This window comes from Rhodococcus sp. JS3073 (assembly GCF_026810085.1).
GTDB lineage: Bacteria > Actinomycetota > Actinomycetes > Mycobacteriales > Mycobacteriaceae > Rhodococcus_F > Rhodococcus_F wratislaviensis.
On sequence record NZ_CP113951.1, the window covers coordinates 3,469,715 to 3,492,898 of the forward strand.

General features: G+C 67.2%; 22 protein-coding genes. 7 read left to right on the forward strand and 15 right to left on the reverse strand.

Annotated elements, in window-relative coordinates; translation table 11 throughout:
* Positions 1–81 precede the first annotated feature (81 nt).
* Genes OYT95_RS15630 through OYT95_RS15645 form a run of 4 tightly spaced genes read left to right on the forward strand, consistent with a single transcriptional unit; the run spans position 82 to position 4,970 of the window.
* A complete protein-coding gene (locus OYT95_RS15630; protein ID WP_268791891.1) occupies positions 82–1,767 on the forward strand; it encodes a glycoside hydrolase family 13 protein in 1,686 nt (561 codons plus the stop codon).
* Complete coding sequence (locus OYT95_RS15635) at positions 1,764–3,029, forward strand: ABC transporter substrate-binding protein (RefSeq protein WP_268791892.1); 1,266 nt, start codon at positions 1,764–1,766, stop codon at positions 3,027–3,029. Before OYT95_RS15630 ends, OYT95_RS15635 begins: the two co-directional genes overlap by 4 nt.
* A gap of 12 nt (positions 3,030–3,041) precedes the next feature.
* Positions 3,042–4,079, forward strand: coding sequence for a carbohydrate ABC transporter permease (locus tag OYT95_RS15640; protein ID WP_268791893.1), 1,038 nt, complete (start codon positions 3,042–3,044; stop codon positions 4,077–4,079).
* Between the two features lie 3 nt (positions 4,080–4,082).
* Entirely contained in the window at positions 4,083–4,970 is an 888-nt protein-coding gene (locus OYT95_RS15645) for a carbohydrate ABC transporter permease (RefSeq protein ID WP_037229092.1), read from the forward strand.
* 31 nt (positions 4,971–5,001) lie between these two features.
* On the opposite strand, the gene OYT95_RS15650 is transcribed toward OYT95_RS15645, so the two are convergent.
* The 13 genes from OYT95_RS15650 to OYT95_RS15710 all read right to left on the reverse strand — a co-directional run bounded on the left by OYT95_RS15650 (position 5,002) and on the right by OYT95_RS15710 (position 18,617).
* The gene (locus OYT95_RS15650) at positions 5,002–6,147 is read right to left on the reverse strand and encodes a DUF3089 domain-containing protein (RefSeq protein WP_268791894.1); all 1,146 of its coding nucleotides are present in this window, start codon (positions 6,145–6,147) and stop codon (positions 5,002–5,004) included.
* A 223-nt stretch (positions 6,148–6,370) separates the two neighbouring features.
* Positions 6,371–7,465, reverse strand: coding sequence for a CaiB/BaiF CoA transferase family protein (locus OYT95_RS15655; protein WP_268791895.1), 1,095 nt, complete (start codon positions 7,463–7,465; stop codon positions 6,371–6,373).
* A complete protein-coding gene (locus tag OYT95_RS15660) occupies positions 7,462–8,307 on the reverse strand; it encodes an enoyl-CoA hydratase (protein WP_268791896.1) in 846 nt (281 codons plus the stop codon). Before OYT95_RS15660 ends, OYT95_RS15655 begins: the two co-directional genes overlap by 4 nt.
* Positions 8,307–9,827, reverse strand: a complete 1,521-nt coding sequence (locus tag OYT95_RS15665) for a long-chain-fatty-acid--CoA ligase (protein ID WP_268791897.1) — start codon at positions 9,825–9,827, stop codon at positions 8,307–8,309. Before OYT95_RS15665 ends, OYT95_RS15660 begins: the two co-directional genes overlap by 1 nt.
* A 34-nt stretch (positions 9,828–9,861) precedes the next feature.
* Entirely contained in the window at positions 9,862–10,674 is an 813-nt protein-coding gene (locus OYT95_RS15670; protein ID WP_268791898.1) for an enoyl-CoA hydratase/isomerase family protein, read from the reverse strand.
* On the reverse strand, positions 10,667–12,142 hold the full coding sequence (locus OYT95_RS15675) for an AMP-binding protein (RefSeq protein WP_268791899.1): 1,476 nt from the start codon (positions 12,140–12,142) through the stop codon (positions 10,667–10,669). Before OYT95_RS15675 ends, OYT95_RS15670 begins: the two co-directional genes overlap by 8 nt.
* Before the next feature lie 83 nt (positions 12,143–12,225).
* On the reverse strand, positions 12,226–13,380 hold the full coding sequence (locus OYT95_RS15680) for an acyl-CoA dehydrogenase family protein (protein ID WP_112300559.1): 1,155 nt from the start codon (positions 13,378–13,380) through the stop codon (positions 12,226–12,228).
* A gap of 10 nt (positions 13,381–13,390) precedes the next feature.
* The gene (locus OYT95_RS15685; RefSeq protein ID WP_012689569.1) at positions 13,391–14,218 is read right to left on the reverse strand and encodes an SDR family NAD(P)-dependent oxidoreductase; all 828 of its coding nucleotides are present in this window, start codon (positions 14,216–14,218) and stop codon (positions 13,391–13,393) included.
* A gap of 42 nt (positions 14,219–14,260) precedes the next feature.
* On the reverse strand, positions 14,261–14,671 hold the full coding sequence (locus tag OYT95_RS15690; protein WP_268791900.1) for a MaoC/PaaZ C-terminal domain-containing protein: 411 nt from the start codon (positions 14,669–14,671) through the stop codon (positions 14,261–14,263).
* On the reverse strand, positions 14,668–15,132 hold the full coding sequence (locus tag OYT95_RS15695) for a MaoC family dehydratase N-terminal domain-containing protein (RefSeq protein WP_112300560.1): 465 nt from the start codon (positions 15,130–15,132) through the stop codon (positions 14,668–14,670). The genes OYT95_RS15690 and OYT95_RS15695 overlap by 4 nt, the downstream gene beginning before the upstream one ends.
* Positions 15,129–16,322 carry a lipid-transfer protein gene (locus OYT95_RS15700; protein WP_037229125.1) on the reverse strand — a complete coding sequence of 398 codons (1,194 nt, stop codon included), beginning with the start codon at positions 16,320–16,322 and terminating at the stop codon, positions 15,129–15,131. Before OYT95_RS15700 ends, OYT95_RS15695 begins: the two co-directional genes overlap by 4 nt.
* 106 nt (positions 16,323–16,428) lie before the next feature.
* Positions 16,429–17,580 (reverse strand): TetR/AcrR family transcriptional regulator, encoded by a 1,152-nt coding sequence (locus tag OYT95_RS15705; protein ID WP_268791901.1) that lies wholly within the window; start codon positions 17,578–17,580, stop codon positions 16,429–16,431.
* An 80-nt stretch (positions 17,581–17,660) separates the two neighbouring features.
* On the reverse strand, positions 17,661–18,617 hold the full coding sequence (locus OYT95_RS15710; RefSeq protein ID WP_409372714.1) for an AraC family transcriptional regulator: 957 nt from the start codon (positions 18,615–18,617) through the stop codon (positions 17,661–17,663).
* 190 nt (positions 18,618–18,807) lie between these two features.
* On the opposite strand from OYT95_RS15710, the gene OYT95_RS15715 reads away from it, so the two are divergent.
* The 3 genes from OYT95_RS15715 to OYT95_RS15725 are packed head-to-tail and all read left to right on the forward strand — an operon-like array spanning position 18,808 to position 22,021.
* The gene (locus OYT95_RS15715; RefSeq protein WP_268791902.1) at positions 18,808–20,268 is read left to right on the forward strand and encodes a flavin-containing monooxygenase; all 1,461 of its coding nucleotides are present in this window, start codon (positions 18,808–18,810) and stop codon (positions 20,266–20,268) included.
* Positions 20,265–21,194: an alpha/beta hydrolase gene (locus tag OYT95_RS15720; protein ID WP_268791903.1), complete on the forward strand. Its 930-nt coding sequence runs from the start codon at positions 20,265–20,267 to the stop codon at positions 21,192–21,194. The genes OYT95_RS15715 and OYT95_RS15720 overlap by 4 nt, the downstream gene beginning before the upstream one ends.
* Positions 21,191–22,021: an SDR family NAD(P)-dependent oxidoreductase gene (locus OYT95_RS15725; RefSeq protein ID WP_037229134.1), complete on the forward strand. Its 831-nt coding sequence runs from the start codon at positions 21,191–21,193 to the stop codon at positions 22,019–22,021. The genes OYT95_RS15720 and OYT95_RS15725 overlap by 4 nt, the downstream gene beginning before the upstream one ends.
* Before the next feature lie 18 nt (positions 22,022–22,039).
* On the opposite strand, the gene OYT95_RS15730 is transcribed toward OYT95_RS15725, so the two are convergent.
* Positions 22,040–22,381 (reverse strand): SHOCT domain-containing protein, encoded by a 342-nt coding sequence (locus OYT95_RS15730; RefSeq protein WP_112300564.1) that lies wholly within the window; start codon positions 22,379–22,381, stop codon positions 22,040–22,042.
* Positions 22,382–22,397: 16 nt separating this feature from the next.
* Entirely contained in the window at positions 22,398–22,847 is a 450-nt protein-coding gene (locus OYT95_RS15735; protein WP_268791904.1) for a DUF6325 family protein, read from the reverse strand.
* Between the last annotated feature and the right edge of the window lie 337 nt (positions 22,848–23,184).

Genomic DNA, 23,184 nt, shown 5'->3' on the forward strand with positions numbered 1-23,184 from the left:
ACCTGTGACGTGCCTCACGCTATTTACGCAAACGTTTACTCATCACATTCCCCCATCCCATCCCCCCACCGAGGAGATTCGATGACCCAGTCCGTGGAGTCGACCGCAACCACCGTCGCGAGCCGGCACTTCGAAGCCTGGTGGAAGACGGCCGTCGTCTACCAGGTCTACATCCGCAGCTTCGCCGACGGGAACGGTGACGGCATCGGCGACCTCACCGGCCTGCGTTCCAAGCTGCCCTACCTCGCCGACCTCGGCGTCGACGCCGTATGGATCAACCCCTGGTACCCGTCGCCGATGGCCGACGCCGGCTACGACGTGGCCGACTTCCGCGACATCGAGCCGTCGTACGGCACGCTCGCAGAAGGTGAGGCGTTCATCGCCGAGGCCCACGAATTGGGGATCCGCGTGATCCTCGACATCGTGCCCAACCACACCTCCAGCGAGCACCGCTGGTTCGAGGCCGCCCTCCGCGACGAGCCCGGAGCACGCGACCGCTACATCTTCCGCCCCGGCCGCGGCCCGGCAGGCGACGAGCCGCCCAACGACTGGCAGAGCGCGTTCGGCGGTCCCGCGTGGAGTCGCCTGGACACCGGTGAGTGGTACCTGCACCTGTTCGCTCCCGCCCAGCCCGACCTCAACTGGGAGCACCCCGAGGTCCGTGCGGAGTTCGAGGACATCCTGCGCTTCTGGTTCGACAAGGGTGTCGACGGCTTCCGGATCGACGTCGCCCACGGCCTCGCCAAGGATCCCGCACTCCCCGATGCCGGTGAGCGCCTTCCCGGTTCGCAGCACACCGACCCCCACCCCGCGTGGGATCAGGATGCCGTCCACGAGGTGTACCGGGGCTGGCGGGCCGTCGCCAACGCCTACGCCGACCGCGTCTTCGTCGCCGAGGCCTGGGTGCCCGGCAACGACCGCCTCGCCCGCTACCTGCGCCCCGACGAGCTGCACACCGCGTTCCAATTCGACTTCCTGCGCGCCCCTTGGCGTTCTGCGAGCATCCGCGCCGTGATCGACGACGCGCTCGAGCAGGCGGCCACCGTCGGCGCACCCGCCACGTGGGTGCTCTCCAACCACGACGTGCCCCGCACCGTCACCCGCTACTCCCGCTCACAGCCCGACCACCTGGTCGAGACCGATTGGGAGCGCGCACGCTGGGCGCTCGAGGAGCCGAACCACGAACTGGGCAGGCGCCGCGCCCGGGCGGCGGCGCTGTTGCAGCTGGCGTTGCCGGGCACGGCCTACATCTACCAGGGTGAGGAACTCGGACTGGAAGAGGTCGAGGACCTCCCCGACGAGGCCCGGCAGGATCCGACGTGGTTCCAGACCGGCTTCACCGACTGCGGCCGGGACGGCTGCCGGGTTCCGATCCCGTGGTCGAACGACGCAGTGCCGTACGGCTTCTCCCCGTTCGACGCGGAGGAGGACACCTGGCTTCCGCAGCCCGGGCACTGGGCGCCGCACACCGCGGAAGCGCAGGCAGGCCACCCCGAGTCGTTCCTCACCCTGTACCGCGAGGCGCTGGAACTGCGACGCGAGCACTTCGACACCCCGCACGCCGTCGAGTGGCTCGACACCCCACGCGACGTGCTCGCGTTCGCACGCGGCGCAGCGCAGTGCTGGGTGAACACCGGCACCGAACCGATCGCACTCCCCGAAGGACTGACCGTGGTGCTCGGTTCCGTCGCCGGCATCACCGGCGGAGCACTCCCGGCAGACGCCGCGGTGTGGCTGTCGGAACCCGGCACGGGTGAATCGCGATGAAGCGCGTCGCCGCATGCGCGGTGGCCGTCGGGGTCCTGTTCGCCGCGTCGTCCTGCGCGGATCATGGCATCGACGCCGCCGCGCAGGCGGAGAAGCAGAACCTCGACGGCCGCGGGCCCATCACCTACGTGCAGGGCAAGGACAACTCCAACGTCGTCCGGCCGCTGATCGACGAGTGGAACGCCACCCACCCCGGCGAGGAAGTGACGTTCAAGGAACAGTCCGACCAGGCCGACCAGCAGCACGAGGACCTGGTGCAGCACTTCCAGTCCCGCGACTCCGGGTACGACGTCGCCGTCGTCGACGTCGTGTGGACCGCCGAGTTCGCGGCCCGCGGATGGCTGCAACCGCTCGAGGGCCCGATGGCGATCGACACGTCCGGCCTGCTCCCCGCGACGGTCGCGGGGGCCACGTACGGGGACGTCCTGTACGCGGCTCCGCAGACCAGCGACGGCGCGCTGCTCTACTACCGCACCGACCTGATGGAACATCCGCCCACCACCTGGGATGAGCTCATCGGCGCGTGCGAGACGGCGCAGAACGCCGGAATAGGCTGCTACGCAGGACAGTACGCCAAGTACGAGGGGCTGACCGTCAACGCGTCCGAGGCCATCAACACGGCGGGCGGGTCGATCCTCGGACCGGACGGCGTGACCCCGACGATGAACACCCCGGAAGCCAAGGCGGGCCTGCAATCGCTCGTCGACGCCTACCGTTCGGGTGCCATCCCCCGCGAGTCCGTCACGTTCCAGGAGGAGCAGGCACGGCAGGCGTTCCAGAGCGGCGACCTGCTGTTCATGCGCAACTGGCCGTATGCGTACAGCCTGATGGAAGGTCAGGGCAGTTCCGCGGTGTCGGGCAAGTTCGCGGTGGCGCCGCTGCCGGGCAAGAGCGGACCCGGTCACTCGACACTCGGCGGGCACAGCGCCGCGATCAACGTGTACTCCGAGCACAAGGCGACCGCCTCGGACTTCCTGAAGTTCTTCCTGGAGAAGAAGTCACAGGCGTTCTTCCTGTCGCAGGGATCGCTCGCCCCCGTCCGCGCCGACGTCTACGACGACCCGGAACTGATCGAGCAGTACCCGTACCTCCCCACGCTGAAGACGTCGATCGAGAACGCCGTGACCCGGCCGGTCACCCCGTTCTATCCCGCGGTCACCCGGGCCGTGCAGAACAACGCCTACGCCGCGATCAAAGGCGAGAAGACGGTGGACCAGGCCGCCGCCGACATCCAGTCCGCGATCGCCGCGGCCGGGTCCTAGAGGAGACAGCCGATGACCGTTCACGAACTCTCAGTCGAGACGACGCCCGCTCCCCCACGTCGGGGCGACGCGATGTCCGGCGAACCGGAGCCCGCGCGCCCACGGAAGGGGCGCAGCAAGGCGGCGATGTTCCTGATCCTGCCGACCATGATCCTGCTGGGCATCGTCGTCCTGTACCCGGTGGTCAGCGCGATGGTGATGTCGCTGTTCAAGGACCCGGCGATCGACCCCGCCACCGGCAAGTTCGTCGACCAGGGTTTCGCGGGACTGGAGAACTACACGCACTGGCTGTCCCAGCGGTGCACCGACACGACCGGAGCGTCCGTGTCCTGCCCCGGCGGCACGCTGGGATCGCTGTTCTGGCAGTCGATGTGGGTCACCGTGTTCTTCACCGTCGTCACCGTCGCCATCGAGGTCGCGCTGGGACTGTGGTTCGCCACCATCATGAACCGGGCGTTCCGCGGTCGGGCGCTGCTGCGCACCAGCATCCTCGTGGCGTGGGCCATCCCGACCGCCGTCACCGCGAAGCTGTGGTACTTCGTCTTCGCCTACGACGGCATCGCCAACAAACTGCTCGGCACGGAGATCCTGTGGACCGGTGACACCTGGCCGGCCCGGTTCGCCGTCGTGATCGCCGACGCCTGGAAGACCACGCCGTTCGTGGCGTTGCTGATCCTCGCCGGACTGCAGATGGTGCCCGCCGAGGTGTACGAGGCGGCGCGGATGGACGGCGCCAACGCGTGGCAGCGGTTCCGGTCGATCACGTTGCCCCTCATCAAGCCGGCCATTCTGGTGGCGGTCCTCTTCCGGGTGCTCGACGTCCTGCGGATCTACGACCTCCCGGCGATCCTCACCGGCGGCGGTGGCGGCGACGGCACGGCCACCACCACACTGTCGATCCTGGTGATCGACCAGATGCGCCAGGGATTCAACAGCGCGTCCGCCCTCTCCACGATCACGTTCCTGTTCATCTTCGCCGTCGCCTACGTACTGGTGAAGGTGATGGGCGTCAACGTGATCGACACCCAAGAGCAGCAGCGAAAGGCCTGATCCATGTCCACAGCAGTCGTCACACCGGGGATTCCCCGTGCCACGGTGGCGCGCCGGCGCCGGGGACCGTCGCTCGCATCCATCCGCACCTATCTGGGCCTGGGGGTGATCGTCGTCTGGGGTCTGGCCCCCGTCTACTGGATGGTGGTCACCGCCTTCCGCCACTCCGACTACACGTTCGACACCACACCGTGGCCCACCCACGTCACGCTGGAGAACTTCGCGAGCGTGTTCTCGACGGAGGCGGGCAACCACTTCGCCCGGGCGCTCGTCAACAGCACGATCATCGGCGCCGTCACCACCGCGATCGGTCTGGTCGTCGGTGTCGGCACCGCGTATGCGCTGGCGCGGTTGCAGTTCCGCGGAAAGCACGTCGTCCTGGGAATCATCCTAGCGGCGTCGATGTTCCCGGGTGTCGCCGTCCTGACACCGCTGTTCCAGCTGTTCACGTCGATGGGCTGGTTCGGCACGTACCAGGCGCTGATCATCCCGAACATCTCGTTCGTGCTACCCCTCACCATCTACACCCTCACGGCGTTCTTCAAGGAACTCCCGTGGGAACTCGAGGAGGCGGCCCGGATCGACGGGGCCAGCAGGCGGCAGGCGTTCCGAATGGTGCTGCTGCCCTTGGCCGCACCGGGACTGTTCACCACCGCGATCCTCGCGTTCATCGCGTCGTGGAACGAATACCTGATCTCCAGCCAGCTGTCCAACGACGTGACCCAGCCCGCCACCGTCGCCATCGCACAGTTCGCGGGAAGCAAGCCGCACGAGGAGCCGTTCACGTCCGTGATGGCGGCGGGAACGGTCGTGACCATCCCGCTCGTCATCATCGTGCTGCTGCTCCAGCGCCGCATCGTGTCCGGCCTGACCGCCGGTGGCGTCAAATAGCCCGTGCGGCTCCGCCGCCCGTGAGTACTTGTTAACCGCCCGACGTTAACAAGTACTCACGGGTCTGCTGCTCCGCGATCGAGACGAGGCGGTCGTACCCGAGGTTGATGTCGACGAGATGGCCACCGAACAGCAGCAACTCGTTGACCCGCTGTCCACGTGGATCCGTGATGCGGAACTGGTAGGTGCGGTAGCCGTTCACGTCGGTGCAATTCCCGACCGCCCGCTCGGCGCTCGTGGTCCACGTCGACGTGGACGTGGGACTGCCCTTCGGGAACGCGGTGTAGTCCAGGAGAACCGAGATGATGCCGAACGCAAACGGCGCACTCGGCACGGTCAGGCCGACCGGCTCGGAGTTGCCGCTCAGCACCGCGGGGTCGGTGCACGCGACCTGGTACTGCGGGCCGCTCGGCAGCCCCATCCCAGGCGACAGAATGTCGAGCGCGCTGTTACCGAACAGCGACGCGGTCGGATCCGCGACAGCGGTGGAGTAGGCGACGACACAGCCTGCTTCCCCCTGCTCGGTGCACAGGGGAATGTTCTGGAAGTCGCCGCCGGTGGCGCTGCCGGGGGCAGTTTCGACATTGGCGCCCATGAGAAATGCGCCCACCAACTTGTCGCGGAGCGCCGGATTCGGGTCGATCTGCTCGCGGATGAGTTTGCGCAGCATCATCGTGCCCTGTGAGTGGCCGATGAAGATCACGCCGCGGCCGTCGTTGTCGTTGGCGAGGTAGTCGTTCCACGCCGCGAGGACGTCGCCGTACGCGGTGTGGGCGAGCGGCGCCGCCCCGGCGAGGTAGCCCCCGATTCCCGGTGTCAGGGTCATCTGACGGTAGGTCGGGGCGAAGATCCGGCACTGGCTCCCGAACCGGGCGGCCTGGAAGCTGGCGATGGACTGCACTTCGGGTTGGGGAGTGAGGTCGGCGTTGAGCGCGACCTGGTCGCTCACGGTGGGATAGACGTAGAAGCAGTCGACGGGCTTGTCCGATTCGGACACCGGTGTGGCCGGGGTGACTTCTCCGGTCAGCAGATCGGTCGTGTCATCGGGCAGATCGCAGGGGTCCGTGTCCGTCTCGGGGCTGCACAGCCACTGGACCGGTGCACTCGCCGCGGGTTGCGCCGCCGCCGGCGCCGACAGTCCCCCGGCCGCCAGCCCCACGAGCAGCAGCGCACCCATCAAGCGCGCGATCCCTCTCCCACCGAACACAGGCATCCCCTGACGTGATCCAGATAACATTCCAACCGAGTCGAGTATGTATACCAGCCGGTAACACACAATGGAATCCCCCCGCCGCCATCCACAGCTGCGCGGACATTGGTCACCTTCCGCCGCAATTGCGCGCGCAGGTGACCACTGTCTGTGCGGATGCCGGCGGGTTACCGGCGGCCGAAGACGGACGTCATCGCGTCGTCACCCAACGCCGAATCTGCTCGGCCAACGGTCTCGGTTCGGGTGCGGAGGGTGCCGCCGCCGGCGTGCGCGAGAACCGGGGCGCGGGCATCGGCTGATCGACCCCGTCGACAGCGCCGAAGGTGGTCCGCGCGACCATGTGGGGATGTTCGAGGGCTTCGTCGTAGGTCAGGACCGGGGTCACGCACGCGTCGGTGGTCGCGAAGACCCGGGCCCACTCGTCGCGGGTGCGTGACTTGAACGCGATCTCGAACTCCGCGCGCAGTGCCGTCCACCGGGTGCGTTCCCATTGGCCGGGCAGGCGACCCGGGTCGAGCTGCAACCCCTCGATGAGCTCGGCGTAGAACTGCGGTTCGATCGCGCCGACCGCGACGTGCTTCCCGTCCGCGCAGACGTAGGTGTCGTAGAAGGGATAGGACCCGTCGAGCAGGTTCTCCCCGCGACCGGTGGCCCAGGTCCCGTTGCCCCGCATCGACCACATCATCTGCGCGAGGACACCGGCACCATCCACCATGGCCGCGTCGACGACCTGCCCGCGACCGGATACTTCCCGCTCCCACAGTGCGGCCAGCACACCGAAGACGAGGAACATCGAACCCCCGCCGAAGTCACCGACGAGGTTCAGCGGCGGCACCGGCCGGTCGCCGGCGCGGCCGATGTTGTCGAGGACACCGGTGAGGGAGATGTAGTTGATGTCGTGGCCGGCGCGGTCGGCGAACGGACCGCTCTGCCCCCAGCCGGTCATTCGCCCGTAGATCAATCGGGGATTGACGGACAGGCACTCGTCCGGTCCGAGACCGAGCCGTTCGGTGACACCGGGCCGGAATCCCTCCACGAGGACGTCGGCGTGCTCGATCAACTCGAGAATTCCGTCGCGATCTTCCGGACGCTTCAGGTCGGCCTCCACCGTGCGACGGTTCCGCAGGGTCGCGTCGGCCTCGATCGCGATGCCGGGATTCGCGCCCGTCCTGCGTTCGACACGGACGACGTCGGCGCCGAGGTCGGCAAGGAGCATGCAGGCGTGCGGGCCGGGGCCGATTCCGGCGAATTCGACGACGCGGAGTCCGGTGAGTGGGCCGGTCATGGTGTGAGTTCCCTTCGTTGAGCGGCCGCGCGGATGACGTCCGCGCCGGCCGGGTGCACGATCTGACCGTGCTGGGCGAGGTTGTGGGCGTGGCCGAGGTTGTGAAGCGCGAGTGCCGAATCGAGGGCGGTGGACTGGCCTTGCGCGTCGAGGCTGCGGTTGATGCTCTCCTTGGCCAGCCGTAACCCGAACGCGGGACGCGCGGCGACGGTGGCGGCGAGCTCGAGGGTGAAGGCGTCCAGCTCGGTGGCGTCGACGACATGATTGACCATGCCCACGCCGCGCGCTTCGGCCGCTGTCATCGCCCGGCCGGTGAACAGGATCTCCTTCGCCTTACGAGCTCCGAGTTCCCAGGCGTGGGTGAAGTATTCGATGCCGTTGACACCGAACGCGGTGACCGGGTCGGAGAACGTCGCGTCGTCGGCGGCGACGATGATGTCCATGGGCCACAGCAACATCAGGCCGCCGGCGATCGTCCGCCCCTGAGCCTGGGCGATGGTCGGTTTCGGAATGTCGCGCCACCGCTTGCACAGACCCAGATACGCCTCGCATTCGAAGGCGTAGTGTCCCTCGGCACCGCCCGCGTCGAGCCCCGACTGCAGCGTCGCGACCGGCGCACAGGGCAGGGTGAACCCGGCCTTCAGGTCGTGGCCGGACGAGAAGTCGGGTCCGTCGGAGGCGAGGACGATGACCTTGACGTCGCTGTCGGCGGTCGCGTGAGCGAATGCCGCATCGAGTTCATAGAGCAGTTCGGGGCTCTGTGCGTTCCGCATTTGCGGGCGTGCCAGCACGATTCGGGCGATGCCGGGTGCAGGGTCTTCACGCCGGATGAAGTCCCCCATCACACGTACTGCTTCCGGAGTTCGCGCTTGAGGATCTTCCCGGCGCCGGACATCGGGAAGGTGTCGACGACGGTGAGACTGCGGGGGACCTTGTAGCCGGCGATGTCCTTCTTGCTGTGCTCGCGCAGTTCGTCGAGGGTCAGGGTGGCGCCGGGAAGCAGGGCGACGACGGCGTGGACGCGTTCGCCCCATTGATCGTCGGGTACGGCGATCACGGCGCACTGGGTGACTGCGGGGTGCTTCGCGACGACGTTCTCGACCTCGATGGAGTACACGTTCTCGCCGCCGGAAATGATCATGTCCTTGATCCGGTCCGCGACGAACACGTAACCGTCCTCGTCCATGTAGCCGCCGTCTCCGGTGTGCATCCACCCGTCCCGCACGGCGTCGGCCGTTTCGGCGGGCTTGTTCCAATAGCCGAGCATCACGTGGTCTCCGGTGACGACGATCTCACCGAATTCTCCTCGTGGGACTTCGTTTCCGTCCGGGCCGACGACCTTGACGAGGGCGTGCGGGGCGGCGCGCCCCGCGGATCGGCGCCGTACCGGGTCGTCGTGGTCCTTGTCGAGGAGCAGCGTCGCGACCGGCGACAGTTCGGTCATGCCGTAGCCCTGCACGAACGCGGCGGACGGGAACGCGGCCCGGGCTCGCCCGAGAAGCGCCTCGGAGATCGGCGATGCGCCGTACATGACGTTCCGCAGGCTCGACAGGTCGAAGTCGGCGAGCTGCGGGTGATCGGCGATCATCTGAATCATGGTGGGGACCAGCAACGTGTCGGTGACCCGGTGTTCGGCGATCGTGGCCAGCATCGAAACGGGGTCGAACACCGGGAGCATGATGTGTGTTCCCCCCAGCAGCGAATGAGCGATCATCGACGCGAGATCGGCCAGGTGAAACATCGGGGCGACGTGCAGCACTGTGCCCTCCGCCGACCATGCGCCCGTCGCCGCGCACGCGGTGGCCGACACGAACAGGTTGCGGTGACTGAGCATCACGCCCTTGGGAAATCCCGTGGTTCCACCGGTGTAGAAGATTCCGGCGAGCGCGTCACCGCGTCGGTGCGCATCCGGGACCGCGGTCGCCCCCGCGATCAATTCCTCGTACGCGAGCATCCCGTCCGGAGTGGCGCCGTCGCCGCAATGGATCACCGCCTCGAGGCGGGGACACTGTTCGCGGAGCTGGTCGGCGAGTGCACTGAATGCGTCGTCGACGAAGATCACCCGGACACCCGCCTCTTCGAGCGAGTACGCGATCTCCTTCACGCTCCAGCGGGTGTTGACGGGGACGATGACGGCGTCGGCCCACGCCACGGCCATGATGATCTGGAAGTAGCGATCCGAGTTCAGGGCGAGAACAGCGACGCGGTCGTCGCCGGCCACGCCCACTCCCCGCAACGCACCGGCAAGCCTGCCGACGCGGTCGAAGGTCTCGGCGTGCGTGACGATGCGGCCGTCGCAGATGGTGGCGACCTCGTGGGGCCGCTGCTGCAGGCTGCGGTGAAGCGGTTGGGTGAGATACATTCTCGATCCTTCGAGTGCGGGGGTCGCGGGGAGGTCAGGGGCGGTTTTCGTGCGCGGCCCGGGGTCGTGCGGAGAAGGCGCGGACGGCGTCGGCGTGATCGAGGGTGGTCAGGCCGATGACTTGTGAGCGCAATTCGAGTTCCAGATGTTCGCGGAACCCGCTCGCGCCGATGCTGGTGTCGAGGAGTTCCTTGGTGATCTGCACTCCCATCGGCGGCATCGCGGCGATGGTCGATGCGAGCTCGACGGCCTCGTGCAGCGGATCGTCGACGACGTGTTGTACGAGGCCCAACCGCTCCGCCTCGACGCCGGACAGGGCACCACCGGTGTAGAAGAGTTCCGCGGTACGGCCGGGTCCGATCAGGCGGGGAAGCAGGAACGACAGGCCCAGATCGCCGGCACTCATGCCGAGTTTGACGAAGACGGCGTCGAATCGGGAGTCCTCGGCGCAGATGCGGATGTCCGCTGCTGCGGCCAGGGCGAAGCCTGCCCCGACCGCATGCCCCCGGACCGCGGCGACGACGGGTTGCGGGATCTCGCGCATGGCCGCGACGACCGACACTGCCTGACGCATTGCGGCGTAGGCGGCCCGGGTCGGGTCCGCCCCGTCTCGGGCGAGTCCGATGTTCAGGTCCATTCCGGCACAGAACGCTCTGCCCGCGCCGTGGAGCACGACCGCCCGGCAGTCGGCGGCGCCACCCAACTCGCGCAGAGCCCTCTCCAGGTCGGCGAGGAAGTCGGCGGTGAGGGCGTTCAACTTCTCCGGACGGTTGAGCGTGACGATGCCGACCCCGTCGCCGCGCAGTTCGACGAGTACTTTCCCGAATACCTCGAGACGCTCAGGCATCGACCCTGGCCTTCCAGTACGGCTCCTTCAGCCTGCGCTTGAACAACTTTCCGGTGTCTTCCCTCGGCAGCGTCTCGTCGAAGACGATGACCTTGGGGATCTTGTACTTCGCGAGGTGGCGGCCGACGTGCGCTCGGACGTCCTCGTCACGGAGTGTCGCTCCCGGTGCGAGTTCGATGTGGGCGGCGAGCGCCTCGCCGAATTCCTGGTCGGGGATGCCGAATACGGCGACGTCGTGCACACCGTCGATGCCGATGATGCAGGCCTCGACCTCCGCCGGGTAGATGTTGACCCCGCCCGAGATCACCATGTCGTTGCGGCGATCGCTCAGGTACAGATAGCCGTCGGCGTCGAGGTAGCCGAGGTCACCGACGGACAGGAAGCCGTCACGCTCCATGTCCCGGCGCTTGGCGTCGTTCCCGAGGTACGTGAAATCCGGCCACACTGTGAACGGCTTGATGTAGATGTCGCCGACGACGCCGGCCGGCAACTCCTCCCCCTCGTCTCCGAGGATCTTCACGTCGACGTCGCCGAACGGCCGGCCGACGGTGCCGGGGTGGTGCAGCCATTCTTCGCTGGTGCACGCGACGGCGGCACCCGTCTCGGAGCCACCGTAGTACTCGTGCACGATCGGCCCGAGCCAGTCGATGAGGGCGCGCTTGACTTCCTGCGGGCAGGGTGCGGCCGCGTGGACGATGGATTTCAGCGACGACAGGTCGTACCGGTTGCGCACGTGCGGAGGTAGTTTGAGCAGTCGAACGAACATGGTCGGCACCATCTGGACGTGCTCGATCCGCCGATCCTGAACGAGCCGGAGCAGATCCTCGGCATCGAATCGGGGCATGATGTCGAGGTCCATTCCCAGGGCCACCGCGAACACCGCGTGTGTGTTGGGTGCGGTGTGATACAGCGGAGCCGGGACGAGCGTGGACATGGACGGGTCGAACGCGAACCCCTCGACCACCATGTCCGCGAGTCGCGCCGAGTTCTCTTCCGCGACCGGTTGTCTCAGGATTCCTTTGGGCCTGCCGGTCGTTCCCGACGTGTAGATGACACCGAGCGGTGGATCCGTGACGGGTGAGGTGATCGGTTCGCTGTCGCGTATCAACCCCTCGACGTCCGGATGCCGGCCGGTCAGCTGCGGGGCGGGGAAGCCGTAGGCGTCCGCCACCTCCGGCGGCACCGCGACCTCGATCACCGTGACGCCCACAGGCAGCACCGCCTCCACCGCGGGCAGCAGATCGGTGTGGACCAGGACCACCTTGCTGCCGCTGTCGGCGAGCAGGTATTCGAGGTCGTCCCCGGTCCAGTGCCAATTGACCGGGACCGGGACTGCGCCGATCGCGGCACCCGCGAGAGTGGCCTCGACGAATGCGATCTCGTTGCGCATGACGATGGCGTAGCGATCGCCGTGTGCAAGTCCTTTCTGCGCGAGTGCGGCGCCCAGCCGGGCCGCTCGCGTTCTCACCGCCGCATGCGTACGTACTGCGACGCCGCACCTGATGACCGGGGACGAGCTCATTCCTGCCTCCGTACCGAGTTGTCGTGTGTTCAGAGCGATCGAGCGATGAGGTCCTTCATGATTTCGTTGGATCCGCCGTAGATCTTCTGGACCCGGGCGTCGGCGTACATGCGGGCGATCGGGTATTCGCGCATGTAGCCGTAACCGCCGAAGAGCTGCACACACCGGTCGATCACCTGACACTGCTGTTCGGTGAGCCACCACTTCGCCATCGCGGCCGTGGTCGTGTCGAGGTTTCCGCTCATGTGGCGCTCGATACACGAATCGATGAACACCCGCGCCGCATGCGCGACCGTGTCACATTCCGCGAGAACGAACTTCGTGTTCTGGAAGTCGAAGATCGTCTGGCCGAACGCGCTCCGGGACTTGGTGTAGGACACGGTCTCCGCGACAGCAGCCTCCATCGTCGCGACCGCGGTCACTCCGATCAGGAGCCGCTCCTGCGCCAGTTGCGTCATCAACTGGCCGAACCCGCGACCTTCCTCGCCACCGAGCACATTCGCAACGGGCACCCGGACGTCCTCGAACGACAGCTCCGATGTGTCCGCGCCGTGCTGTCCGACCTTGTCGAGGATGCGTCCGCGGGTGAATCCGGGGCAGTCGGCGGTCTCGACGACGATCAGCGACACCCCCTTCGCGCCTGCCGCGGGATCGGTCTTGGCGACCACGACGATCAGATCCGCCTGTGATCCGTTGGAGATGAACGTCTTCGCGCCGTTGATCACGTAGTGGTCGCCGTCGCGGAGGGCCGTCGTCTTGATGTTCTTCAGGTCCGAACCGGCACCCGGCTCGGTCATGGCGACCGCGGTAATGGTCTGCCCGGTGGCCATGCCGGGAAGCCAGCGGCGACGCTGTTCCTCGGTGCCGTACGCGAGGATGTAATGCGCGACGATACCGCTGTGGACGGTGTTGCCGAAGCCGGTGTCCAGGGCGCGGGCCTGGGCCTCGACGACGGCGAGGTCGTGAGCGAACGTCCCTCCACCACCCCCGTATTCCTCGGGGATGGAGCAGCACAGCAGCCCGAGTTCGCCGGCCTTGGTCCAGACGTCACGGTCGACGTAGTGCTGCTGCTCGAACTTGTCGCGGTGGGGTGTGAGCTCTCTCGCGAAGAACTTGTCGGCAAGCTCGCCGAGCGCGGTGGTGTCGGAGTCGCGCCAGGACGAGGTGTAGGTGGTGGAGGGCATCCGCGTCGTCCTATCCTTCGTATCCGCCGCCGGTGACCATGATCTGGCCGCTGACGTAGTCGGACTCGGGGTAGGTCAGCATCACGACGGAGCCCGCGGCCTCGTCGGGGGTGCCGGGGCGGCCGAGCGGAATCATCGCCTTCATCGCCGTGAGCAGATGCGGGTTGACCCCGACCTTGATCTCACGGCCCTCGATGTCGATGGTCGCGTCGCCGTCGGCGGCGACCTCGGTGAGCCTGGTCTCGATGAAACCGAACGCGACCGCGTTGACGTTCACGTTGTAGCGGCCCCACTCCTTGGCCAGGGTGCGGGTCATGCCGATGATCCCGGACTTCGCCGACGAGTAGTTGACCTGGCCGGCGTTGCCGTAGAGACCGGCGATGGAGGAGATGTTGACGACCTTGCGGTGCACGGGGGTCCCGGCTTCCTTCTCCGCCTTGGCTGCCTTGCTGATCACCGGCTGCGCGGCCCGCAGGATCCGGAACGGCGCCTTGAGGTGCACGTCGAGGATGGCGTCCCATTGGTCGTCGCCCATCTTCTGGATGACCGTGTCCCAGGTGTAGCCGGCGTTGTTGATGATGATGTCGAGCCCGCCGAACTCGCCGGTGGCGGTGCCGACGAAGCGCTCGCCGAAGTCGGGGGCGGTGACGTTGCCCGCGCAGATGACGGCGTTGCCACCGGCGGCGGTGATCTCGTCGACGACCGCCTGTGCGGGCGCGGTGTCGAGGTCGTTGACGACGACGTTGGCGCCTTCACGCGCGAGGGTGAGAGCGATGGAGCGTCCGATGCCGCGTCCGGATCCGCTGACGATGGCGGTCTTTCCTTCGAGCTTTCCCATGATGATTCGGTGTTCCTTTTCGAGAGTGGTGTGTTCGTGTGGTCAGTCGAGTGCGATGACGGCGTCGCCGAGGAGGGTGACGGTGCCGTCGGCGAGCGCGACCTTCAGTTCGACGGTGACGAGGCGTTCGCCGCCGACCTCGTCGATCGAGGTGACGGTGCCGGTGCAGGTGGGCTGACCGTGCACCGGGGTGATGGACGCGAAGCGCACCTTGTAGGAGCGAAGCTGCTGCTGCGGAACGAGATCGGTGAGCAGGCGGCCGAGATACGCCATCGACAGCATGCCGTGCGCGAAGACGTCGTCGAGCCCGGCGCTCTTCGCCACGTCGAGATCGATGTGAATCGGGTTGTGATCACCCGACGCACCGGCGAACAGGGCGAGCGTCGTGCGGGAGATCGGGTCGATGCGCAGAGGCTGCACGCCGGCGCCGACCTCGGGTGTGAAGACGGTCATGACGCGTCCTTTCCGGGCCGGTTCTGCACGACGGTGACGCCGCGCATCACCGCGACGCGGGCACCGTCCTGGTTGGTCACGGTGGTCTCGCGGACGATGAATTCCAGCAGGCCACCTTTCTTCTCGTAGATGTCGGTGATCCGGCTCGCGGCGGTCAATTCGTCACCGGCGTAAGCCATCCGGTGGTAGTCGAACTGCTGCTCGCCGTGGAGGACGGTGCGCAGATCGACGTCCAGGTCCTCGAGGAACGCGAAGGGGTTCGGGGCCTCGAGTTCGATGCCGAACACGAACGTCGGCGGCACCGGCAGGTCGCGGTGACCGGCCTGCTTGGCGGCGTCGGGGTCGAGGTAGACGGGGTCGTGCTGCCCGGTGGCCTTCGCGAAGTTCTGCAGCCGGCTGCGCGTGATCAGCAGGGACACCGCGGGGAATTCGCGGCCGATGACGGAGCGGTCGAGGCTCATCGCGCGTCCACCTTCTGGTAGAGCGTGACGACGCAGGCGCCGCCGAGACCGAGGTTGTGCTGCAGCGCGAGATTCACGCCCTCGACCTGACGGGCTCCGGCCTGGCCACGCAGCTGCCACACCAATTCGGCGCACTGGGCCAGGCCCGTCGCGCCCAGCGGATGGCCCTTGGACAGCAGCCCACCCGACGGGTTGGTGACGACTCGTCCGCCGTAGGTGTTGTCGCCGTCGCGGATGAACTTCTCCGCAGTCCCGGCCGGGGTGAGTCCGAGCGCCTCGTAGGTGAGGAACTCGTTGGTGGTGAAGCAGTCGTGGAGTTCGACGACGCGGATGTCCTCCGGGCCGACGCCGGCGGTCTCGTACACGTTGTGCGCGGCCGCCGCGGCCATGTCGTATCCGATGACCTTGCGCATGTCCTTGGACTCGAACGTGCTCGGGGTGTCGGTGGTCAGGCTCTGCGCGCGGATCACCACGTCGGCGTTCAGTCCGTGCTTGCGGGCGAATTCGGGGGTGCAGACCACCGCGGCGGCGGCGCCGCACGTCGGCGGGCAGCACTGCAGCCGGGTGAGCGGCCCGTAGATCTTCGGGGACGCGAGCACCTCCTCGACGGTCACCAGGTTGCGGAACACCGCGTTGGGATTGTTCGCGGCGTGCTTGCGGGCCTTCACCGAGATCTCGGCGAAGATCGCCGGATCGATCCCGAACTCGTCCACGTACGCCTGACCGGCTCCGCCGAAGAACTGCGCCGCCATCGGTGCCTGCGGATCGACGCCCTGCACCTCGTCCCGGATCGCTTCCTGCCGCACCATCGGCCCCGGACGATCGGTGAAGACCGAACCCAGGGCGCCGGGCACCATCTGCTCGAATCCGAGCGCGAGGGCGCAGTCGACGGTGCCACTGGCCACCGCCTGCCGCGCCAGCCACAACGCCGACGATCCCGTCGAACAGTTGTTGTTGACGTTGACGATCGGGATCCCCGACTGACCCAGGCCATACAGCGCGGCCTGACCCGAGGTTGAGTCACCGTATACATAGCCGACATACGCCTGCTGGACGAGCGCGTAGTCGATTCCCGCATCGGCGAGCGCAGCCCTCGCCGCAGCCTCCCCCATGTCGGCGTAGTTGCCGCTCTTTCCCGGTTTCGTGAAGGGGATCATTCCTACCCCGGCCACGTGGACATCGTTGACCATTTCCGTCCTCTCATCATGAAGTGATGCCAGTCACCTTAACCGGCATTTACTTCATTGGGAAGGGGGAATCTTCGATCGACTGATGCCGAGAGAGGTCCGCGGACGATCAGTGCGAGAAGAGCACTGCCAGGGTCATCGCCACGAGGTCGGCCGGGAAGGACGCATTCGCGCGGAGGTGCTCGATGCGCGCGAGGGTGTGCACGACACTCAGCGCGGTGTGCACCAGAACCCTCGCGAGCGTCTCCTCCAGGTCCGGGCGGCAAGCGCGGAGCAACGCGGTCCACTCCGCGACGTATTCGCGCTGCCGGGCGCGAGCAATGTCGGACAGGGTCACCTGTTCCGTTTGCAGAAGAGACGTCAAAATCGTTCTGTCCAAAGCTAATTCCGCGTAGCCGCGAACGAGATCTTCGAGCGCGCGCTCCGGCAGTTCGTTCTCCCGCAGCACCGAGTGCAACAGCAGCCAGAGCGCGCTGGTGCCGCGCTCGATGGCCGCCTCCAGGATCTCCGCCTTGCTGTCGAAATAGCTGTACAGATTGGGGCCCGACACCCCGGCGGCCGCACCGATGTCGTCCAGCCCCGTCGCCTCGTACCCGTTCTCCCCGAACAGGACGATGGCGTGGCCGAGCAGGCTCTCACGCTTGGAGACCGGCTCGAGTCGCGCCGATGCCCGCTTGGGCAATGGCGTCGGCGGCGCGAGTTCGACTGCACACAGGGCCTCACACGCCGACGTGAGGAGCGCCGCGAACTCGGGACCGGAAATCCGCGACGCGTGCGAGCTGGGGCTCGCAAGCACGGCCTGCACCCCCCACGCCACTTCCTCGGCCTGCCCATTCCCCAGGTGTGGCCTCTCCACTTCGACGAGATCCGCGTACTGCCGATTGACCGCCCGCAGACGGTCGCGCAGCCCGTCCCGCAGATCGTCCGGGAGGTTGCGTGCTTCGCGCCACCACAGTGCGCCGACGTCCCGGTGAGCTGCCGCATGTTCGCAGCTCACCGCCAAGGCGCCCGCCAGCGTCACCCGCGAACCGAACGTCGGGGTGACGTCGTCGAAACTCTGCCCGATGACCGCCCCCAGCAACACCGACTTGTTGGAGAAGTGGCGGTACAGCGCGCCGGCGGTGATCCCGACCCGGTCGGCGATCTGCGCCATCGACACATTCCGGTACCCGAGCTCGACGATCAGCGCACGTGCGGATTCGAGGATCTGCTCCTTGCGATCCTTCGGCCGGCGCCGGACGGTGGACAGGGTGGTATCCATGAGTGCCTTCCGCGACTATGTAAACGTCGGTTAAGGCTACGCCCGTGAGTACTTGTCAACCGCCCGCGGTTGACAAGTACTCACGGGTGCAGGTCGGCCCGGTACTGCCTCGGCGTCTTCCCGAACCACCGCCTGCAGGAACGGTTGAGGGTGCTCTGTTCGGTGTAGCCGAGCAGTCCCGCGATCTGGCCGAGATGAAATCCCGGTTCGGCGAGGTATCTCGCCGCCTGGGCGCGACGTTCCCGTTCGATGAGATCCTGGCATCGCACACCCTCCTCGGCCAGCCGCCGTTGCAGCGTGCGCGGATGCATCGACAGTTGGTCGGCGATGGCCTCGGCGCTGCAGTGGCCGGTGGGCAGCAGACGCCGGGCCAACTCGGCCACGCGTTCGGACAGCGCCGCGGTGCTCGGTAGGTAATGCGTTTCCAGGTATTTCGTGGCGATGCGCCGGGTCTCCGGATCTGCGCTGTCGATCCGCCGGTCCGCCAGGGCTCGGGGCAGTTCGAACCCGCACCACGTCTGCCCGAACAGGACGGGGCAGTCCAGCGCACCACGGTAGGCGGCATCCGACCCGAGTTGGTCGTGCACGAACGAGATCAGCGAGGGACGCGCATCCGGGCCGGCGAGCAGCCGAAGGATGCGGACACCATTGGCCATGGCCAGCTCGTATCCCTGCGGCAGATAGGGCAGCGACGGTTCCGTCATCTCGTAGACGAACCGGACGTCACCTCCGGTGCGCGGCTCGACGGTCAGCTTCAGGGCGGGCGAGTGCACGTAGAAGTAGCGGGCGATCGCCTCGAATGCGCCGTGCACGGTCTGCGCGTTCCGCGCGATCACGGCGACGGGCCCGAGGATGTCCAGGCCCTGCCAGTGCGAGAGCCGGAGCCCGAAGTCCGGGCAGTCCAGATCGGTAGCACCGGCCTCCAGCACGTGCACGACCGCCTCGAACGACACGAACGCGTCCACCTCGTGCTCGACTCCCGGTGGGATGTGGAAGCGCGCGAGGGACGACTCCGGGTCGGCGCCCAGCTCCCGCATCAGGTCGCCGTACCCCCAGAGGTTCGTGGCCCGGATCAGACTTCCCACGGGGTCAACTCTCCTCTCGCCGGGAACGATGTCGGGAAATGCTAAAAGCATGTCCGAAAGTGTCAAGACCTGTGACGTGGCACACAGTCATTCTGTTTGTACCCCATCCTGCGAACCCAGCAGGCAGAAGCGCGAGGAAGCCATGAGCACGACACATTTCGACGTTCTGATCATCGGTGCCGGACTGTCCGGCATCGGAACGGCCTGCCAGGTGACGGCCGAGTTCCCCCACAAGACCATCGCGGTGCTGGAGCGCCGCGAGCGGCTGGGCGGTACGTGGGACCTGTTCCGCTACCCCGGTATTCGTTCCGACTCCGACATGTTCACGTTCGGCTACAAGTTCCGGCCGTGGCGTGACTCGAAGGTGCTCGCGGACGGTGCGTCGATCCGCCGGTACATCGCGGACACCGCGCGGGAGTTCGGCATCGAGGACAAGATCCGTTACGGGCTGAAGATCGTCGGGGCGGACTGGTCGACGGCCGAGGAACGCTGGACGGTGACCGCCCTGCACGAGGCGACCGGCGACATCCGCACCTACACCTGCGGGTACCTGGTCAGCTGCACCGGCTACTACGACTACGACGCCGGCCACCTTCCGGACTTCCCGGGCACGGACCGATTCCGGGGCCGGTGCGTCCACCCACAGCAGTGGCCGGAGGACCTCGACTACACCGGTAAGAAGGTCGTCGTGATCGGGAGCGGCGCCACCGCCGTCACCCTGGTCCCGTCGATGGCCGGCGATGCAGAGCACGTGACCATGCTGCAACGCTCGCCGTCGTACATCTTCTCGATCCCCGCCCTCGACAAGATCTCCGAGGTGCTGGGCCGATTCCTGCCCGCCGAGTGGGTGTATTCGTTCGGACGCAAGCGCAACATCGCCCTCCAGCGCGGGCTCTACCTGGCGTGCCGGCGGTGGCCGCGGCAGATGCGGCGATTCCTGCTCTGGCAGGTGCGACGACGCCTCGGCCCCGAATTCGACATGAGCCACTTCACGCCGAACTACATGCCGTGGGACGAACGCCTCTGCGCGGTGCCGGACGCGGACCTCTTCACCGCGCTCTCGTCGGGAGACGCATCGATCGTCACCGATCACATCGACACGTTCACCGAGACAGGCATCCTGCTGAAGTCGGGACGGGAACTGGAGGCGGACGTCGTCGTCACCGCCACCGGCCTGAAGATCCAGATGCTCGGCGGAATGGAACTGTCCGTGGACGGGCAGCCCCGTCCGCTGCACGGTCAGATGACCTACAAGGGCGTGCTCGTCGAGGGAATCCCCAACCTGGCCTGGGTTTTCGGCTACACCAACGCGCCGTGGACCCTGAAGTCCGACATCGCGGGCGCCTACCTGTGCCGGCTGCTCCGGTACATGGACGAGGGCGGTCACACCGTCGCGACGCCCCGCGACGTCGAGAACTCCGCGATGGACATCGGCATGCTCGACCAGTTGCAGTCCGGGTACGTGCAGCGCGGCAAGGACGTCATGCCCCGCCAGGGGTCCACGGCGCCGTGGAAGGTTCTCATGCACTACGAGAAGGACTCCACGATGCTCCTCGACGACCCCGTTCACGACGGAATTCTGCAGTTCGGCGCGCCGGCATGAGTACCGTCAGCCGGGGTGCCATCCGGGCCTGCCTGCGCAGCGCACGCCCACTGTTCGCGTCCCACCGCGTGCCCGTCGGGGCGAAGCGCCTCATGGTCGAGATGGTGACGGCCGCCGCCCGCCCACCGCGTGGCACCCGGTTCGAGCGCGACACGGTCGCCGGCGTCCCCGTCGTGCGGGTGCGGCCGGCGCACACCACCGGGGGGACGCTGATCTACCTCCACGGCGGCGGATACGCCCTCGGAAGCGCGAAGGGGTACCGCGGCCTGGTCGCGCACCTCGCCGCAGCCGCCGGGACGACGGCGGTGATCCCCGACTACTCACGCTCGCCGGAATCCCGCTACCCGATTGCCCTCGAGGAAATGGTCGCGGTCTACTCCCGGCTACTCGACGACGGCCTCGACGCGGACACCACCATCGTCGCGGGGGATTCCGCCGGCGGCGGACTGACGCTGGCGCTGGCGACGGCATTGCGTGATCGTGGCCTCCCCGCCCCGGCCGCGCTCGGCCTGATCTGCCCGTGGGCCGACCTCGCGATCGACGCCGACCGGTCGCGACCGGTGCTGCGCGATCCCCTGATCCTGCCGTCCATGACGGCCGAATGGGTCCCGCGCTATGCCGGACAGCACGATCCGAGATCGCCCGGCATCTCCCCGGTGTACGGCGACATGACGGGTCTGCCGCCGATCGTCATGCACACGGCCGGCGACGATCCGATCTCCGTCGACGCCGAGAAGATCGAAGCAGCCGTCGCCTCTGCGGCGGGCGTCCTCCACCATCGCCGGTTCGACGACCTCTGGCACGACTTCCACCTCCAGGTCAGCCTCCTCGCCGAGGCACGCGAGGCGGTCACCGACCTCGGCGCGGCACTGCGCCGTCACATTCAGACGATTCACCCCGACACAGCAAAGGTTGCAACCACATGAGCACGTTCGAAGGAAAAGTCGCCGTCGTCACCGGAGCAGGATCCGGCATCGGCCGGGCCCTCGCCCTCGATCTCGCGAACAGGGGTGCGAAGCTCGCCCTCTCCGACGTCGATACCGTCGGACTCGCCGACACCGTCCGCCAGGCCAAGGCGCTGGGCGCGGAGGTCAGGTCCGACCGAATCGACGTCGCCGAACGGGAAGAGATGCTGGAATACGCAGACTCCGTCGTCGCAACGTTCGGCACGGTCCACCAGGTCTACAACAACGCCGGCATCGGCTACAACGGCAACGTCGAGAAGTCCGAGTTCAAGGACATCGAGCGGATCATGGACGTCGACTTCTGGGGCGTCGTCAACGGGACCAAAGCCTTTCTGCCACATCTGATCGCGTCCGGCGACGGGCACGTCGTCAACATCTCGAGCCTGTTCGGGCTGATCGCCGTGCCGGGCCAGAGCGCCTACAACGCCGCGAAATTCGCTGTGCGCGGCTTCACCGAATCGCTGCGTCAGGAGATGCTGATCGCCAAGCACCCCGTCGAGGTGACGTGCGTGCATCCCGGAGGCATCAAGACCGCCGTGGCCCGCAACGCCACTGTCGCCGAGGACGAGGACGCACAGACCTTCGCGGACTTCTTCGACAAGCGGCTGGCCCTGCACTCGCCCGAGATGGCCGCGACGACGATCCTCGACGGAGTCCGCAAGGGGAAAGCCCGGGTGATCATCGGCTGGGAGGCGAAGGCCCTCGACGTGCTGGCCCGCGTCATCGGGTCGTCGTATCAGCGGGTGGTCGCCGCCGGTTTCGCGACCTTCATGCCGTGGATGAAGTAGGCGACTGCCGGGGTCGTCCTAGGACGCCAGGATCTTCGCCTTCTCGGCGTTGAATTCGGCTTCGGTGAGCACACCTTGCGCTCTGAGTTCTCCGAGATCCTTCAGAGCAGCGATCCGGTCGACGCTCCCTCCTCCCGCGGAGGGGGTGGGGGCAGCCTGCGGCGGGGGTTCCTGGGAGTAGGCCGGGGCCTCGTTCTGCGGTGCCTGCGGTTGCTGCTGCGGTTGCTGCTGTGGTTGCTGTTGCGGTTGCTCTTTCGCCGCCCACCGCTGACCCTGGCGTCGAGACACTCGATTCGACACGGACGTGGCTGTTCCGGCGATGACGGCGGTGCGGGCGATTCCGCGGAGGAGTCCGGGCATGATGTTGTCCTCGGTTTCAGTTTCTGGCTTCGAGCGCGTCGAGTGACGCCAGGATGCCCTGCACAGGGATGCGACCCGACGCCACGAGCTGCGCTCCGCTGTGACGCAGGGCGGTTGCGAGCGGTGCGGCCCAACTGTTCTCGTAGACCAGTACCGCAGCCGAAGCACCCGGCTCGAGCACGGATCCGGCGTCGGCGATGTCTGCCAAGTCGAGCAGGCCGGTCGAGGCCTCGGCGAAGAGCGACGCATCTATGTCGCCCTCGAGTCCGACGTCGACGACGTCGATCGCCACGACGGAACCGTCCGCTTCCCTGCGAAGGAAGACCAGGTCGAGCACTCGCACGGTGCCCTGCTCGACGAGGTCGCGGAGTATCGCCAATGCCGATCCGTCCGGTCTTCGGTCGGCCGGGAACTCCACCACGAGATAATCGATGGGCCCGCTATCCTCCGGGTCGATATCGTTCACCGGAAAACCTCTCTTCGTGCATGCCGACCAGGTCCGCGGATGGCACCGGGATCAGGGCTCGGTCACAGTAATCCGGGATCTCCCACGAGAATTCCGGCCATCTTCCGAGCATAATCCGGTTCGAGACCGTCTCACGGGCTTTCACCCTGTTCGGATGATTTTCGATGACGCCCTGCATGCGACGCTGAGGACGACGTTCCCGGCCGCGGCAGCCGGCGGACCGGGCGGATCCCCCGCACCCCCGTCGGCACCCCCGAACGAAAGGCTGAGCCCGACCCCACGGATCGTCGCAGTTCGTAGGACTTTCCCGCGTCGCCGTCCGGTGGCAGCATTCTCC

Coding starts and splice junctions, on each gene's coding strand:
- OYT95_RS15630 (WP_268791891.1), top strand. CDS start 82: ATGACCCAGTCCGTGGAGTCGACCGCAACCACCGTCGCGAGCCGGCAC.
- OYT95_RS15635 (WP_268791892.1), top strand. CDS start 1,764: ATGAAGCGCGTCGCCGCATGCGCGGTGGCCGTCGGGGTCCTGTTCGCC.
- OYT95_RS15640 (WP_268791893.1), top strand. CDS start 3,042: ATGACCGTTCACGAACTCTCAGTCGAGACGACGCCCGCTCCCCCACGT.
- OYT95_RS15645 (WP_037229092.1), top strand. CDS start 4,083: ATGTCCACAGCAGTCGTCACACCGGGGATTCCCCGTGCCACGGTGGCG.
- OYT95_RS15650 (WP_268791894.1), bottom strand. CDS start 6,147: ATGGGTGCGCTGCTGCTCGTGGGGCTGGCGGCCGGGGGACTGTCGGCG.
- OYT95_RS15655 (WP_268791895.1), bottom strand. CDS start 7,465: ATGACCGGCCCACTCACCGGACTCCGCGTCGTCGAATTCGCCGGAATC.
- OYT95_RS15660 (WP_268791896.1), bottom strand. CDS start 8,307: ATGGGGGACTTCATCCGGCGTGAAGACCCTGCACCCGGCATCGCCCGA.
- OYT95_RS15665 (WP_268791897.1), bottom strand. CDS start 9,827: ATGTATCTCACCCAACCGCTTCACCGCAGCCTGCAGCAGCGGCCCCAC.
- OYT95_RS15670 (WP_268791898.1), bottom strand. CDS start 10,674: ATGCCTGAGCGTCTCGAGGTATTCGGGAAAGTACTCGTCGAACTGCGC.
- OYT95_RS15680 (WP_112300559.1), bottom strand. CDS start 13,380: ATGCCCTCCACCACCTACACCTCGTCCTGGCGCGACTCCGACACCACC.
- OYT95_RS15685 (WP_012689569.1), bottom strand. CDS start 14,218: ATGGGAAAGCTCGAAGGAAAGACCGCCATCGTCAGCGGATCCGGACGC.
- OYT95_RS15690 (WP_268791900.1), bottom strand. CDS start 14,671: ATGACCGTCTTCACACCCGAGGTCGGCGCCGGCGTGCAGCCTCTGCGC.
- OYT95_RS15695 (WP_112300560.1), bottom strand. CDS start 15,132: ATGAGCCTCGACCGCTCCGTCATCGGCCGCGAATTCCCCGCGGTGTCC.
- OYT95_RS15700 (WP_037229125.1), bottom strand. CDS start 16,322: ATGGTCAACGATGTCCACGTGGCCGGGGTAGGAATGATCCCCTTCACG.
- OYT95_RS15705 (WP_268791901.1), bottom strand. CDS start 17,580: ATGGATACCACCCTGTCCACCGTCCGGCGCCGGCCGAAGGATCGCAAG.
- OYT95_RS15710 (WP_409372714.1), bottom strand. CDS start 18,617: ATGCGGGAGCTGGGCGCCGACCCGGAGTCGTCCCTCGCGCGCTTCCAC.
- OYT95_RS15715 (WP_268791902.1), top strand. CDS start 18,808: ATGAGCACGACACATTTCGACGTTCTGATCATCGGTGCCGGACTGTCC.
- OYT95_RS15720 (WP_268791903.1), top strand. CDS start 20,265: ATGAGTACCGTCAGCCGGGGTGCCATCCGGGCCTGCCTGCGCAGCGCA.
- OYT95_RS15725 (WP_037229134.1), top strand. CDS start 21,191: ATGAGCACGTTCGAAGGAAAAGTCGCCGTCGTCACCGGAGCAGGATCC.
- OYT95_RS15730 (WP_112300564.1), bottom strand. CDS start 22,381: ATGCCCGGACTCCTCCGCGGAATCGCCCGCACCGCCGTCATCGCCGGA.